Here is a 14,095-nt window from a genome sequence, read left to right as displayed (position 1 = left end):
GGCTACGGGCAAATCACCGTCATGTTGAACGGGCCCCCGTTCGCCGCCGCGTGCGCGACGGCCTCGTTCGCATCGTCGAGCGCAAAGGTCGTCACGTCGAAATGGCGCAGATCGAGCAGCGCCCCGTGAATCAAACCTGTCATGAGCGTCACGGCGTGCGTGGGGTACATCCATTTGCCCCGCACCGTGATGTCATTGCGCATGATCCAAGGATAAGGCAGTTCGAGCCCGGCGCCACCGAGCATGCCGACCCCGCCCATCAGGACCACGCGCCCGTATGGGCGGACCGCCATCACCGCGGCGCGCATCGTCGTCGCCGGAACCGATGGCGGCATCAGGTCCATCACGCAGTCGATCGGCCCAGGCGCCGCCTGTTGCATGCGTTCGCGGTCCGTTGCTTCGTCGCCGGAAAGCGCCACGGTCCGCACGCGCTCGCCGAAGTGGCGCGCCAGTTTGTCGAGCGCCTGTACATTGCGCCCGGGGGCTACGACGCACCGCGCACCCATGGCGAGCGCGACCGCGACGCACGCGCTGCCGAAGTTGCCGGTCGCGCCGCTCACGAGCAGGATCTCGCCCGCCCGCAGATCGGACGCGAGCAGCCCGCCATAAGGCACGAGCAGCGTATTGAGCGCACACCATCGCGCAGCGTCGGCCGGATCGATGTCGCCGATACGCACCGCGTTTTCGGTCGGCACCCTAAGCTGTTCCGCGAACGGGCCGTCATGAAAATAGCGCTGCAATTTCTGGCCGCCCTCGCCCCGCGCGCTCCAGCCCTGCAGCACGATGTCGGGCATGAGCGCGTCGTCGCGCGCGCGCACCGTCGGATCGCAGAACACCCAGTCGCCCGGTTGCAGTTTCGTCGCATCCGGGCCGACGGTCCGGACCCGGCCGATCGCGCCGCAACCAGGCACGATCGGCAGGTCGATGGGATAGCGGCGTTCTCCACTAAACACTTCCTGCGCATAGGACAACACCGGCGCCGCAACGACGTCCACGACGACCTCGCCAGTGCCGGCGGTGGGGTCCGGTATCTGTTCGATCGTGAGCGGCGCGTTGAGGGTTTTCAGAATGGCAGCTTTCATGGCGCTTCCAGAAGGGGGACCGAGCCGATTCTGGCAGGCTTAGAATGGGCAACAAGGCCCGCTGCGATCCCAGGATTGCGCAGTCCCACCCACCCTGCACGAAGCGAACGCGATGACCGCCACGACACAAACCCAATTCGGCGATTTTCTGCGCTCCCGGCGCAAGAAGCTGAGCCCCGACGACGTCGGCCTCGGTGGCGGCCGGCGCCGCCGTACGCCCGGCCTGCGGCGTGAAGAGGTCGCGGAACTCGCGGGCATCGGCGTCGACTGGTATGTCCGGCTCGAGCAGGGGCGCGCGGTCAGCCCTTCGGCTTCGACGCTCGATGCACTTGCCCAGGCACTGCGGCTCGACAAGGCCGAAGCCGCCCATTTGCGCGCGCTCGCGCGGCGCGGCGAGGCGCGCGTCTTCGCCCGCGAGAGCGTGCCGCCGACCCTTGCGCGGATCGTCGCCAGTCTCGGTCTGCCCGCTTACGTCACGGGCCGGCGCTGGGACATCCTCGTGTGCAACGAGGCCGCCTCCGATCTGCTTGGCTTCGATCGCCTCGCTGCGGAAGATCGCAACATCATGATCTACATGTTCATCGAACCGGAGGCACGGCGGCTCTTTGGCGCGGGCTGGCCCGATGAAGCGCGCCGCATGATCGCGCTGTTTCGCACGAGCCACGACCTCTATGCAGGCGACCCGGCGTTCGTCGAACTGGTCGAGCGCCTGCGTTCAGGCAGCGAGGAATTCGTGAGGTGGTGGAGTGCACACGACGTGCGCAGCGGCGCGTCGGGCCAGAAGGTCCTGGCGCACGGGAAGCACGGTACGCAGCGCTACGAGTACGCAACGTTTCAGGCGAACGACGATCCGGCGCTGAAACTCGCGATCTATACGCCGGTCGACACGGATGCCGTCTAGCCTAGCGCGGCAACCAGCGTATGGTGCGCCCGCTTGCCGGCGTGGGGTTTGACGCTCTGCCGGTGCGCACCGGACGTCGGGGCGCTCCGGTACGATGCGAGCCGCACCCTGACGCCGTGCGAGCGCGCGAGCATCGAATAGTGATGATGCGCACGGGCGCTTGCGTAATAGCGCGGTTCCACGACCGGCGTGTCGTCGCCGTTCAGCCATCGTCGTATCGTGACGAGATCGGCAGAGCGTCCCCACGAGGTTCGCGAGCCGAGCAGCGCAATCATCACCTGCCCGTTCGGCATGTTCGCATCGACCACGATGCAGCGCCCCGCCTCGCGGATATAGCCTGTCTTTGCGACCAGCACGTCCCAGTCGGCTGAGCTCACTATCGGGTCGGTGTTGTGATAGAACCGCGTCCTCGTGCCGATCGCCTCTTCGTAACGGGGAAGCGTCGTGTATTCGCTGATCAACGGGTAGCGCGCCGCGGCGTCCGCCATCTTCACGACATCGCGCGCCGTCGAGAGATTCTCGGGCGAGAGCCCGGTTGGATCGTCGAAGTGCGTACTGGCCATATTCAGCGCGCGCGCCTTTTCATTCATCTGCCGGATGAACGCCGCCTGGCCGCCCGGGAACGCATGCGAAAGCGCGGATGCAGCGCGGTTCTCCGACGCCATGAGCGCAAGACGCAGCATCTCTCCTCGCTCGAGCGACGCACCGATAGGGATGCGGGACCCCGTATGCTTGAGCCGATCGATGTCGTCGTTGCCGACCGTCACCGTGTCTCCCAACGGCTGGGCGCTGTCCAGCACGACCATCGCCGTCATCAGCTTGGTGAGCGACGCGATCGGCTGGGCCTCGTCGGCGTTCTTTTCGAGCAGGACTTCGTGGCGCGCGACGTCATACACGATCGCGCTGTGTGAATGGAGGAATGGCGTCTCGCTCCACGCGACGAACGGCGCCGAAGCGAGCAATAGCGCGCTGAGGAATTTTTTCATGGCGTTCACACCCTGGGACGGCAATCAGGCGATGGCGGGTCCAACGTGCAACTGATCCCCAACGATTCAACTGTAGTTGCTCGTTGCACGAATGAGTGTGGGAAAGAGGACAGAATTCTTGTCCTTCACGCCGAGTATTTAGCGGCTTGCGAAAATTCCTCGGGCGGCAGCGAAACCGCCCGTTTCATGGCGTCAGGCAGACAGCCGTTCGACGATCTCATCGAACGAAGGCCGCCTGTCGACCTGCTCGGCGAAACAGTCTGCAATCAGCGCATCGAAGCCGGCGTCGCGTTCATTAGCCTCTGCGGCCAGACGTTGCGCGAGTTCTTCCAGCAGACAGCCGAACGCACGCACCTCGATGCGCTCGAGCGCCTGGGACTGTGCGCGATCGTCGATATCGTGAAAGGACGCCGCGCCGAAGTCGCCGAGCAATACGTGCCCCGAGCCGTCGTGCAGGATGTTGTGCGCATAGAGATCGCCGTGCATGATCCCGCGCCCATGCAGATGCCGCGCCGCCGATGCGATCCCGCGCGCGATCTGCAGTGCGACTGGCCTGTCGAACAGAACATCGGCTGCATAGACGTCCCGCGTACACGAATCGAGGCTCGGCGGCCCGGCGAGATTGGCGAACGACGGAGGGATCAGTTCCATCACGAGGCCGTGCTCGCCCAGCGGATGACCCGTGATCTTGCCGAGCACCGGGATGAGGTTCGCGTGCGGCCCGGCTTGCAGGCACGCCGCCATTTCCAGTTCCGGCAAACCGTCGCTCGTGACCGCGCCCTTGAACAGCTTGACGGCCACCGCCTCCACCGGATGCCCGTCGCGCAGGAGACGCGTCGCGCGATGCGTCACGCCCGATGCGCCCTCGCCGAGCGTTTGTCCGAGTGCGAGCGTGTGCCAGTCGATATCGGGCACCGGCGAATCGGCCAGCGCCACCTGCTCGCGCACCACGTTCAGCGGATTGCCGGCGTAGGCGAGCCACGCCAGGCGCGGCAGGCGCAACAGCCAGTCGGGCAAGGCGTCGAGCCGGTTCGCCGAAATCCGCAGCAGCTCGAGCCGGCTGCACGCGGCCATCGTCTCGGGCAACGAGCGCAGCCGGTTGCCGGCAAGCATCAGCTTCTGCAGATTCGGACGTTCGCCGATTTCAGGCGGCAGCGCGTCGATGTCGTTATCGGTCAGGATCAGCCAGCGCAATTGCGGCGGCAGCGCGCGCCCCGTAACGCGGCGGATGCGGTTCGCCTTGAAGCCGATCATGCTCAGCGATTCGCAGTCGCCGAGTACAGGCGGCAACTCGGTGAACGGGTTGTTCGAAGCGAACAGTATGCGCAGACGGCGCAGCCTCGGCAGGTCGTCCGGCAGCGACGTGAGCGCATTGCCCGAGAGGTCGAGCACCTCGAGGGTGTCGGCGAGATCGAAGATTTCGCGCGGAAATTCGGTCAACCCGCAAGCGAGCTTGAGCTGTCGTGCGCCGGCGAGTTGCCCGTCACGCAGTTGTTCGAGAGTAGCGGTCTTCACGCGTGAATTGAATCGAGTAATGGCAAGGAAGTCGCAAGCGCCGCTGCACAACGCAGCGCCGACCATCGCAATTCTAGCGGGTGACTCGCCTGGACTGCATCCTGGGCCGCATTTCCGACTACATGCTTCAGGAATGCGCCGGTTCGCTTGCGGCAGCCTGCTCAGGCACGCTCGACGCGGACCAGCCGCCGCCCAGCACCTTGTACAGCGTGACCTGATTCGAGAGCTTCGCCAGCTCGTCGCTGACGAGTTGCTCCTGTGCCGTATAGAGCGTGCGCTGCGCGGTGAGCACGGTCAGGAAGCTGTCGGTGCCGGTCTTGTAGCGCGCCTGCGCGAGGTCGTAGTAATCCTGCGCCGACTTCACGTAGTCGCGGTCCGCCGCGACCTGATCGACATAAGTCGCGCGCCCCGCCAGTGCGTTCGACACTTCCTTGAATGCCGTCTGGATCGCCTTTTCGTAGTCGGCCACGTCGATATCCTTCTCGATCTTCGCAACGTCGAGCGACGCCTTGTTGCTGCCGTAATCGAAGATCGGCATCGTGACCGTCGGTGCGAACGTCCACGCGCCCGTGCTCGCCTTGAAGAGTTGCGAGAGGCTCGTGCTGGCCGTGCCGGCGCTCGCCGTCAGCTCGATCTTGGGAAAGAACGCGGCGCGTGCGGCGCCGATATTTGCGTTCGCCGCCTTGAGCGTATGCTCGGCCTCGATGATATCGGGCCGCCGCGCGAGCAGATCGGACGGGATGCCCGCATCGACGTCGGCGAACATGGCGTCGCTCTCGAACAACGTGGACCCGGTGGCAAAGTCATCGGGCAACGGGCAGCCAATTTCGGCGATCAGATTGTTACGGTCCTGCGCGACCGCGCGCGTGTATGACGCCACGCTCGCGCGTGCGCTCGCCAGCGAGGTCTGCGCCTCGCGCACGTCCTGAAGCGACGCGCTGCCGATCTTCATCATGCTCACCGTGAGGTCATACGTGCTCTGGTCGGCCGCGGCGGTGTCGGTCGAGACCTTCAGCAAAGTCTCGTCCGAGAGCAATTGCAGATAGTCGGTCGCCACGTCGGCCACGAGCGAAAGCTGCGTGCTGGTGCGCGAGGCCTGCGTCGACAGATAGTTTTCGAGCGCCTGGCGCTTCAGGCTCCGGATGCGCCCAAAGAAGTCGATTTCCCACGACGTCGTGCCGACCGAAACGGTGTTCGAGTGGCTGACCGCGCCATCGGTGCGCGTGTTCGTGAGCGAGCCGCCGGCGTCGATCGTCGGCGCCAGCTCCGCGCGCGTGATGCGGTACTGCGCCTCGTACTCGGCCACCTGCAGCGCCGCAACACGCAGGTCGCGGTTGTGGTCGAGTGCGAGCGCGATCAGCTCCTGCAGTCGCGGGTCCTTGAAGTAATCGCGCCAGCCGATGTCGGCCGCGTTCGGTGCTGCAGGTGACACCGGGGGCGTCGCCGCCGATGCACCGGCGTCGTACGCGGCGCCCGTTGGCCACGCGGTGGCGACCGGCGCCGCGGGCCGCTGATAAACCGGGTCGAGAGAACACGCACTCAATGCTGCCGCACAGAGCACGGATAGAAGCTTCAATTTCATTCCTGGTCCTTTGCGGGCTGCGCGGCTTCGCCGTCGCCGTGCTCCTTGAACAGCCGGCGCACGACGATGAAGAACACGGGCACGAAGAAGATGGCGAGCGCCGTCGCCGCGATCATCCCGCCGGCAACGCCGGTTCCGATCGCATGGCGCGCGGCCGAGCCCGCGCCGGTGCTGATCACGAGCGGCAGCACGCCGAACACGAACGCCAGCGATGTCATCAGGATCGGCCGCAAGCGCTGGTGCGCCGCCTCGAGCGTGGCCTCGACGAGCCCACGGCCCTGCTCCTGGAGGTCCTTCGCGAATTCGACGATCAGAATCGCGTTCTTCGTTGCGAGGCCGATTGTCGTCAGCAGGCCGACCTTGAAATAGACGTCGTTCGACAGCCCGCGCAAATGCGCGCCCAACAACGCGCCAAGCACGCCGATCGGCACCACGAGAATGACCGCGAGCGGCACCGACCAGCTCTCGTACAGCCCCGCGAGGCACAGGAACACCACGATCAGCGAAATCGCATACAGATACGTGGCCTGCGAACCGGCAAGCACTTCCTGATACGACTGCCCCGTCCACTCGATGCCGAATCCGGTGGGCAACTGCCTCGCGAGATTTTCGACGGCGGCCATTGCCTGGCCGGTGCTCACACCGGGCGCGGGCTGTGCGCTCATCTGCATCGCCAGTTCGCGGTTGTAGCGCTCGATCTGCGGCGGCCCGAACGTCCAGCGCGTGGTGGCGAATGCGGAGAACGGCACCATCTGGCCGTCGTAGCCCGACGTCGTCGTGGACGTCGTGGACGTTGTAGACGTTGAAGCCGAAGTCGAACTCGACGACGAACTCGAGGATGACGAAGTACTCGACGACGACGAATCCGCGCGCACATACCATTGCCCGATGTCGTCCGGCATCATCCGGTACGGTGCGTCCGCCTGCACGTAGACCTTCTGGATCCGCCCGGTATCGATGTAGTTGTTCACGTACGCGGAGCCGAACGCGGTGGAAATCGTCGTGTCGACATCGGCGATCGACAGCCCGAACGCACTCGCCTTCTCGCGGTCGATATCGACGTAGAGCTGCGGCGTATCTTCGAGGCCGGCCGAGCGCGTCATGGCGAGCGACGGTTCCTTCGCGGCCAGCGCAAGAAACTGGTTGCGCGCCTTCAGCAGCTTGTCATGCCCCTGGCCCGCGCGCTCCTCGATCTCGAAGTCGAGGCCGCTTTGCGTGCCGAGACCATGAATCGCGGGCTCGTTCATCACGAAGATCTGCGCATCGCGATTGCCCGCGAAGACCGCGTTCGCGCGATTGATCACCGCCTGCGCGCTATCGTTCGACCCGCGCTGGCTCCAGTCCTTCAACTGCACGAACGCCAGCGCATTGTTCTGCCCTTGCCCGTTGAAGCTGAAACCGTTCACGGCCATCACGTGCGTTACCGCGGGCTGCTTCAGAAAGTATTGCTCGACGGCTGCCACGGTCTGAAGCGTCTTCGAAGAAGGCGTGCCGACCGGCGCCGAAATCGATACCATGATCGAGCCCTGATCTTCCTCCGGCAGATACGACGAAGGCAGCGTCACGTACAGAATGCCGACCACGCCCGCAATGAGTGCATAGCCGAGCATCCAGCGCGCGGGCCTGGCCACCACGCGCGCAAGCGTGGTGCTGTAGCGCGCGTTGCTCTTCGTGAAGAAGCGATTGAACGCGCCGAGCAAGCCGCGGCTCTGCGCATGTTCGACGGCCGACGGGTTCAGCAGGCTCGCGCAGAGTGCGGGCGTGAGCGTCATGGCGAGCAGCACCGAGAGCACCATCGCCGAAACGATAGTGACAGAGAACTGGCGATAGATCGCGCCGGTCGAGCCGGAAAAGAAGGCCATCGGGATGAAAACGGCGGTCAGCACCGTCGTCACGCCTACGAGCGCGCCGGTGATCTGGCTCATCGCTTTCTTCGTGGCCGCCTTCGCGTCGAGCTTTTCCTCGGCCATGATGCGCTCGACATTCTCGACGACGACGATCGCGTCGTCCACGAGCAGGCCGATCGCGAGCACCATCGCGAACATCGAGAGCACGTTGATCGAGAAGCCTATCGCCGACATCACGCCCAGCGTGCCGAGCAGCGCAACCGGCACGACGATCGTCGGAATCAGCGTCGCACGCAGGTTCTGCAGGAACAGATACATCACGAGGAACACGAGGATCACCGCTTCGAAGAGCGTCTTCATGACCTCCTCGATCGAGATCTTCACGAACGGCGTGGAGTCGTACGGATACGCAATCGCCACGTCTTTGGGCAATTGCGGCTGCAGCTCTACGAGCTTCGCGCGCACGGCCTTCGCGACCGCCATGGCGTTCGCACCCGTCGAGAGCTTGACGGCCAGCGCGGCCGCCGGCTTGCCGTCGAGCCGCGAGGACGTATCGTATGAATCGCCGCCCACCTCGACGCGCGCGACGTCCTTGAGCCGAACCTTCGAGCCGTCGCTGTTCACGCGCAGCAGAATGTCGCCGAACTGGTCGGCAGTCGTCATCAGGCTCGACGCCGAGATCGTCGCATTGATCGCCTGGGAGTCCGTAGCAGGCGCGCCGCCGAGTTCGCCGACGGAAAGCTGCACGTTCTGATTGGTGACCGCTGTCGTCACGTCGGACGCAGTGACGCCGAAGCTGCGCAGCTTCACGGAATCGAGCCAGATCCGCATGGCGTGCTGCGCGCCAAAGAGCGTGACGTCGCCCACACCGTTGATCTGGGTAAGCGGGTCCTCGATCTGCGTGGCGATGACATTGCCGAGGTCGATCGAATCGAGCGTGCCGCCCGGCGACGACAGCGCGACGATCATCAGAAAGTCGCTCGACGCCTTCGCCACCTGCACGCCCTGCTCCTGCACCGTCTCCGGCAGCGAGGCGGTGGCCTGGGTCACCTTGTTCTGGACCTGCACCTGCGCGATGTCCGGATTGGTGCCGGGCCTGAACGTCAGGTTGATGGTCGCCTGCCCCGCGCCGCTGCTCGTCGACGACATGTACAGCAGGTTATCGATGCCGGAAAGCTTCTGCTCGATCACCTGCGTGACGGTCTTCGCGACCGTGTCGGCGGAAGCGCCCGGATAGGTTGCCGTGACCTGCACCGAAGGCGGCGCGATGGTCGGATATTGCTCGATCGGCAGCGTGGTGGTCGCCGCGCCGCCGATCAACATGATGACGATCGCAACGACCCACGCGAGGATCGGGCGCTGGATGAAGAAACCTGCCATGCGCCCTCCTTACGACTTCGCAGCAGACGCAGCCGCGGCTGCGGTGGCCGAATCCGCGGCCACGTGAACCGCCACGCCGGCCTGCACCTTTTGCAGCCCGCTCACGATCACGCGATCGCCGGCTTGCAATCCGCTCGTGACGATCCACTGGTCTGCATAGGCACTGTCCGCGTGTACCGCAACCTGCTTCGCGTGTCCGGTCGCATCGACGACCCATACGCTCGCGTTGCCGTCCGAAGCGCGCGTGACCGCGAGTTGCGGAACGAGCAGCGCGTTCGTGCTCTCGCCCTCGTCGAGCTGCGCGCGCACGAACATGCCGGGCAGCAGTTCGCCGTCCGGGTTCGGGAAGACCATGCGCACCGTCACCGAGCCCGTTGTCGCGTCAACGGTGATGCCCGAAAACTGCAGCACGCCAGCGTGTGCGTACTGCGTGCCGTCCTCCATCACGAGCTGCACCGCCGCGCCCGTGCCCGAACGCTTGAGCCGCCCCGAGGCAAACGCCTTGCGCAAGCGCAGCCAGTCGGCGCTCGAACGCGTGACGTCGAGGTACATCTCGTCGTATGCCTGAATGGTGGCGAGCGCCGTGGTCTGCTCTGAAGTCACGAGCGCGCCTTCGGTCACCGACGAAGCGCCGATGCGGCCCGAAATGGGCGCCGTGATCCGCGTGTAGCCGAGATTGATACGCGCCGACTCGAGCGATGCGCGATCCGCGATCACGTCAGCCTCGTCCTCGCGAACGGCCGCGATCGCATCGTCGTTGTCCTGTGCGCTGACCGCGTTGATCTTCACGAGCTGGGCGTAGCGATCGGCTTTCGTCTTCGCGGAAGCGAGCGTTGCCTCGGCCTTCGCGAGCGTGCCGCGCGCCTGATCGTACGTCGCCTGGTAGGTGGCCGGATCGATCTGGTAGAGCACCTGCCCCGCCTTCACGTCCGAACCCTCGACGAAGAACCGCTTCTGCACGATGCCGCCGATTTGCGGCCGCACATCCGAGACCTTGAGAGACGAAAGGCGGCCCGAAAGCTCGGCCGTCATCACGATGCGCTGCGGCGCGAGCGTCTTGACGCCGACTTCGACGCTCTGGCTGGCGGGGTTAGCGGGCATCCCGGCGTCGTGACGTTGACAGCCGGCGATCAATATGGCGGTCGAGCAGAAAAGCGCCGCGCCGAGGCGTTGGCCCTTCCTGTTCCATCCCTCTCTTGCATGAATCTGTTGTGGCATATATTCCATCGAATCGTGCGTTGACGCGCCCTGCCAGAACAAGGCAAGGCGCAAAGCCATTGACTCGTAGTACTAAGCGGTTGAAGTCTTGCAGCCCGGTAAGGCTGATGCCTCGTTGCGCATCAACTTCGAACCCTGAATTAATGTCCCGGTCACATAACTAAACTGAACGGTATGGTTTATAATGGAACGATCGATGACTGTCAATCGCCTTGCCCGGCAACGAATGTTTCATTCCATGACGGACGAGGGTATTGGCGTGGACGCTCGCGTCCCAGGCCCGAGAACAAGTGAGGAAGGGAGACCCGATGAGAAAGAAGACCGAAGAAAAGCGTCAATCCATCATCGAAGCCGCGCTGGCAGTGTTCCGGGACGTCGGCTTCGAGCAGGCGTCGATGACGCAAATCGCGGCTCGCTCGGGCGCGTCGAAGGCGACGCTGTATAGCTATTTCGAGTCGAAAGAGGCGTTATTTGCTGAAACAATGACGAGCCGCGCCGGAAGGGAAATCCGGCATGCGTTCAGTCAACTGACGCTCGAAATGCCGCTGGGCGAGTCGCTCGTCGCGTTTGGGGTCCACTTCCTGACGGCCGTGCTGCAGCCCTCTTTTCTCGCAACGCGCCGCCTGTGCTACCAGGAGGTCGACCGGTCGAACGTGGGCCGAGCCTTGTATGAATCGGGTCCAAAACGGGGCTTGATGCACGTGCGCGACTTTCTGGCGAGCGCGATCGAGGCGGGCACAATCCGGCCGTGCGATCCAGGCGTCGCGGCGCGACATCTACTGGCGCTTCTCGAAGCCGAGTTGGTCGAAATCGCGACGCTAGGCTATGAGGTCAAGGCCTCGCGCGCGAAATTGCTGGAGGTCGTGAACCGGGCAATCGATGTATTTCTCGCGGGCTATGCCGTGACAGCGCCGCAAGCGAACCGCAAGGGTCCGCAGAACGCAAAATGATGGCGGGATTCGCGAGCGCAAGCCCGCATCAGCAAGGCGCAACATGCGGAATCATCGCAGCCTGCCCGTGCAGCACACCCGTTTCGTCGATCAGTTGCCATACGGTCGCGCGCTCGATCCAGAAGCGCTGCCCCGACCTCGTGATGCGGATGCCGCGATAGTCTTTCACGAAGCCTTCGCGCGTCACCGAATCGAGAAATGCCTGCCGCTCGCTACGCTCGGGCGCCTGCGCGGAAAGACGCGAAGGCAGCGCCGTGATTTCGTCCCAGTCGTAGCCGAAGATCGCTTGCGCGCGACGATTGCCATACATGAATACGGGGTCCGCCTGCGTGCCGTGCGCAAGCAAGCCGAACGGCGCGCGTTCGTAGAGCCAGGCCGCGCCCTCTGTGTCGCCCATGCCTTCGGGAACGAGCGCGACGCCCAACAGGCGGCGATAGCTGTTCGCGAGAAGGCGAAATAATTCGGTATCCGTGTTCGGCGACATTCAGACTGGCTCCTTCGAGTCGAGGGGTTGCTTGCGCGTTGCGCAATTCTATCAACCGCTTGTAAAAACCCGCGCCCTGCCTCACGATCCGCCGTCTCGATGCGCCAACTACGGACATCCACGATGTCTATCTGCACTTGCACCCGAATCCGGCTTGCTTCGGGTGAAGTGGTAAAGGCCATCGACATCAGTGGCCGAAGCGGCCTCGTGTATCGGCGCAATTCGCAGACCGGTCAGATCGAAGCGCTGGAAAGTGCGAGAAGCTGGGTGTCGCTGCATCCGTCGCTTCACCGTCCCTCGCCTCAACGGTATCTCGTCACGCCAGACAGCCGAGGCTCGATTCGAAGCGTTTGAAGGAGAGGCCGATCTCTAATTCGCCGCGCCGCACGCGCATGGTGTTCGCAACGGCTTACGTATGACGAAAGACGGCGTAATCCGCAAAAACTCAAGAACAGCAGACTTGAGCCGTAATAGGGAAGTCGGCGCGTCATGCGCCTTGCATTTTTAGCCATTCGAACCCCATGAAACTCAGCCGCAAGATTCCCCTCGCCTTCGCCGCGTCGCTCACCCTCATGTCGGCGGGTGCGTTCTACGGCATCCACACGCTCAACCAGGCGATCGATACCTACCGCACCACCGTGCAGGACGCCGCCGCGAACGAGCGCATGGTGTCGGCCACGCTCGTCGAGTTCAAGCTGCAGGTGCAGGAGTGGAAAGACACACTCCTGCGTGGCAAGGACCCGCAAAAACTCGATCGTTACTGGAGCGCGTTTCAGAAGCGCGAGCGCACCGTGAACGATCTCGCCGCCGGGCTCGAAACGAAGCTGCCCGAAGGCGAAGCGCACACGCTCGTCGCGCAGTTCGCCGAGGCGCATGAGGCGATGGGCCAGGGGTACCGCAAGGGCTTCGAGGCGTTCAAGGCGGCCGGCGCCGATCCTGTTTCGGGCGATACCGTGGTCGCCGGCGTCGATCGCGCGCCCGCCCAACTGCTCGACCGCGCCGCACAGATCATTGCCGCCACCAACGCGCAAGTGGCCGCCCAGGCGGCGGTGCAGGCCGCGCACGCCACCATCGTGAGCGCCGTGCTGATGGTGGCCGCGTTCCTGCTCGCGCTGGCGGGCGGCGTGCTGTTCAGCCGTACTGTCACGAGCCCGCTGGGCCGTGCCGTGGACTTTGCGCGCGAGGTCGCCGACGGCGACCTGTCGACCGATCTGCATGCACATGGCGACGACGAGACCGCGGAACTGCTCACGGCGCTTTCGAAAATGCAGACGAGCCTCGCACGCGTGGTGAGCGAAGTTCGCGCCAACGCCGAGGGCGTGGCAACGGCGAGCGCGCAGATTGCCTCGGGTAACCAGAATCTTTCCTCGCGCACCGAAGAGCAGGCTGCATCGCTTGAAGAAACGGCCGCGAGCATGGAGGAGCTGACGTCGATCGTACGCATGAACGCGCAGAACGCGGAGCACGTCAGTTCGCTCGCGGGAACGGCGGCGCAGACCGCGGCGCGCGGCGGCACGGTGATGCGAGGCGTGGTCGGCACGATGCAATCTATCGCGGACAGTTCGAGCAAGGTCGGCGAGATCATCGGCTTGATCGACGGCATCGCGTTCCAGACCAACATCCTTGCGCTCAACGCCGCCGTCGAAGCGGCGCGTGCGGGCGAGCAAGGCCGCGGTTTCGCCGTTGTCGCGGGCGAGGTTCGCACGCTCGCGCAGCGCAGCGCGAGCGCGGCGCGCGAGATCAAGGCGCTCATCGAGCAGTCGAAAGTACACGTCGAAAGCGGATCGTTCCAGGTGGCCGACGCCGGCCACATCATCGACGAGATCGTCGAAGCCGTGCAGCGGGTTTCCGGCACCGTGCAGGAGATTTCGACGGCGTCGCGCGAACAGTCGACGGGCATCGAGCAGGTGAACATCGCCGTCACGCAAATGGACGAGGTCACGCAGCAGAACGCGGCGCTCGTGGAGGAGGCTTCGGCCGCGACGTATGCGCTGGCTGAGCAGGCACACGCGCTTCGCGAGACCGTGTCCGCGTTCAGGCTCAGGGAAGGCGCCATTGCCTGACTTCGAGCGATTGCCGCGCGCGCCCTGGGGGACATAAGCGCCGCGTCCTCCCGCTCTGAGCCTGCAACCCCGGCTGGTCTGTGCAAC

At 64.6% G+C, this 14,095-nt stretch carries 10 protein-coding genes; 3 read left to right on the top strand and 7 right to left on the bottom strand.

Annotated elements, in window-relative coordinates; all coding sequences use genetic code 11:
• Positions 1 to 2 precede the first annotated feature (2 nt).
• The gene (locus AB3X99_RS29360; RefSeq protein WP_368618903.1) at positions 3 to 1,082 is read right to left on the bottom strand and encodes a medium chain dehydrogenase/reductase family protein; all 1,080 of its coding nucleotides are present in this window, start codon (positions 1,080 to 1,082) and stop codon (positions 3 to 5) included.
• 112 nt (positions 1,083 to 1,194) lie between these two features.
• On the opposite strand from AB3X99_RS29360, the gene AB3X99_RS29355 reads away from it, so the two are divergent.
• A complete protein-coding gene (locus AB3X99_RS29355; RefSeq protein ID WP_368618902.1) occupies positions 1,195 to 1,983 on the top strand; it encodes a helix-turn-helix transcriptional regulator in 789 nt (262 codons plus the stop codon).
• Here AB3X99_RS29355 and AB3X99_RS29350 read toward each other — a convergent pair.
• From AB3X99_RS29350 to AB3X99_RS29330, 5 genes are all read right to left on the bottom strand, one after another.
• On the bottom strand, positions 1,980 to 2,969 hold the full coding sequence (locus tag AB3X99_RS29350; protein WP_368618901.1) for a D-alanyl-D-alanine carboxypeptidase family protein: 990 nt from the start codon (positions 2,967 to 2,969) through the stop codon (positions 1,980 to 1,982). The genes AB3X99_RS29355 and AB3X99_RS29350 overlap by 4 nt on opposite strands.
• A 192-nt stretch (positions 2,970 to 3,161) precedes the next feature.
• On the bottom strand, positions 3,162 to 4,484 hold the full coding sequence (locus tag AB3X99_RS29345) for a leucine-rich repeat-containing protein kinase family protein (protein ID WP_368618900.1): 1,323 nt from the start codon (positions 4,482 to 4,484) through the stop codon (positions 3,162 to 3,164).
• A 127-nt stretch (positions 4,485 to 4,611) separates the two neighbouring features.
• The gene (locus AB3X99_RS29340; RefSeq protein ID WP_368618899.1) at positions 4,612 to 6,066 is read right to left on the bottom strand and encodes an efflux transporter outer membrane subunit; all 1,455 of its coding nucleotides are present in this window, start codon (positions 6,064 to 6,066) and stop codon (positions 4,612 to 4,614) included.
• Entirely contained in the window at positions 6,063 to 9,293 is a 3,231-nt protein-coding gene (locus AB3X99_RS29335; RefSeq protein WP_368618898.1) for an efflux RND transporter permease subunit, read from the bottom strand. The genes AB3X99_RS29340 and AB3X99_RS29335 overlap by 4 nt, the downstream gene beginning before the upstream one ends.
• 9 nt (positions 9,294 to 9,302) lie before the next feature.
• Complete coding sequence (locus AB3X99_RS29330; RefSeq protein ID WP_368618924.1) at positions 9,303 to 10,430, bottom strand: efflux RND transporter periplasmic adaptor subunit; 1,128 nt, start codon at positions 10,428 to 10,430, stop codon at positions 9,303 to 9,305.
• A 389-nt stretch (positions 10,431 to 10,819) separates the two neighbouring features.
• On the opposite strand from AB3X99_RS29330, the gene AB3X99_RS29325 reads away from it, so the two are divergent.
• Entirely contained in the window at positions 10,820 to 11,461 is a 642-nt protein-coding gene (locus AB3X99_RS29325; protein WP_069266582.1) for a TetR/AcrR family transcriptional regulator, read from the top strand.
• 28 nt (positions 11,462 to 11,489) lie between these two features.
• Here AB3X99_RS29325 and AB3X99_RS29320 read toward each other — a convergent pair whose 3' ends face one another.
• Positions 11,490 to 11,945: an MEKHLA domain-containing protein gene (locus AB3X99_RS29320; protein WP_069266583.1), complete on the bottom strand. Its 456-nt coding sequence runs from the start codon at positions 11,943 to 11,945 to the stop codon at positions 11,490 to 11,492.
• Between the two features lie 521 nt (positions 11,946 to 12,466).
• Between AB3X99_RS29320 and AB3X99_RS29315 the strand changes: the two genes are divergently transcribed.
• Positions 12,467 to 14,008 carry a methyl-accepting chemotaxis protein gene (locus AB3X99_RS29315; protein WP_368618897.1) on the top strand — a complete coding sequence of 514 codons (1,542 nt, stop codon included), beginning with the start codon at positions 12,467 to 12,469 and terminating at the stop codon, positions 14,006 to 14,008.
• Positions 14,009 to 14,095 lie beyond the last annotated feature (87 nt).

Origin of the sequence: Paraburkholderia sp. BR10882 (assembly GCF_040948855.1) — a bacterium.
Taxonomy (GTDB): domain Bacteria; phylum Pseudomonadota; class Gammaproteobacteria; order Burkholderiales; family Burkholderiaceae; genus Paraburkholderia; species Paraburkholderia nodosa_A.
The sequence above is the reverse complement of the archived record's forward strand: the minus strand, read 5'-3'. Positions and strand labels throughout refer to the sequence as shown.

What these genes read in the sequence shown, in the direction of transcription:
- AB3X99_RS29360 (WP_368618903.1), bottom strand. Translation starts at nt 1,082, where the DNA reads ATGAAAGCTGCCATTCTGAAAACCCTCAACGCGCCGCTCACGATCGAA.
- AB3X99_RS29355 (WP_368618902.1), top strand. Translation starts at nt 1,195, where the DNA reads ATGACCGCCACGACACAAACCCAATTCGGCGATTTTCTGCGCTCCCGG.
- AB3X99_RS29350 (WP_368618901.1), bottom strand. Translation starts at nt 2,969, where the DNA reads ATGAAAAAATTCCTCAGCGCGCTATTGCTCGCTTCGGCGCCGTTCGTC.
- AB3X99_RS29340 (WP_368618899.1), bottom strand. Translation starts at nt 6,066, where the DNA reads ATGAAATTGAAGCTTCTATCCGTGCTCTGTGCGGCAGCATTGAGTGCG.
- AB3X99_RS29335 (WP_368618898.1), bottom strand. Translation starts at nt 9,293, where the DNA reads ATGGCAGGTTTCTTCATCCAGCGCCCGATCCTCGCGTGGGTCGTTGCG.
- AB3X99_RS29325 (WP_069266582.1), top strand. Translation starts at nt 10,820, where the DNA reads ATGAGAAAGAAGACCGAAGAAAAGCGTCAATCCATCATCGAAGCCGCG.
- AB3X99_RS29320 (WP_069266583.1), bottom strand. Translation starts at nt 11,945, where the DNA reads ATGTCGCCGAACACGGATACCGAATTATTTCGCCTTCTCGCGAACAGC.
- AB3X99_RS29315 (WP_368618897.1), top strand. Translation starts at nt 12,467, where the DNA reads ATGAAACTCAGCCGCAAGATTCCCCTCGCCTTCGCCGCGTCGCTCACC.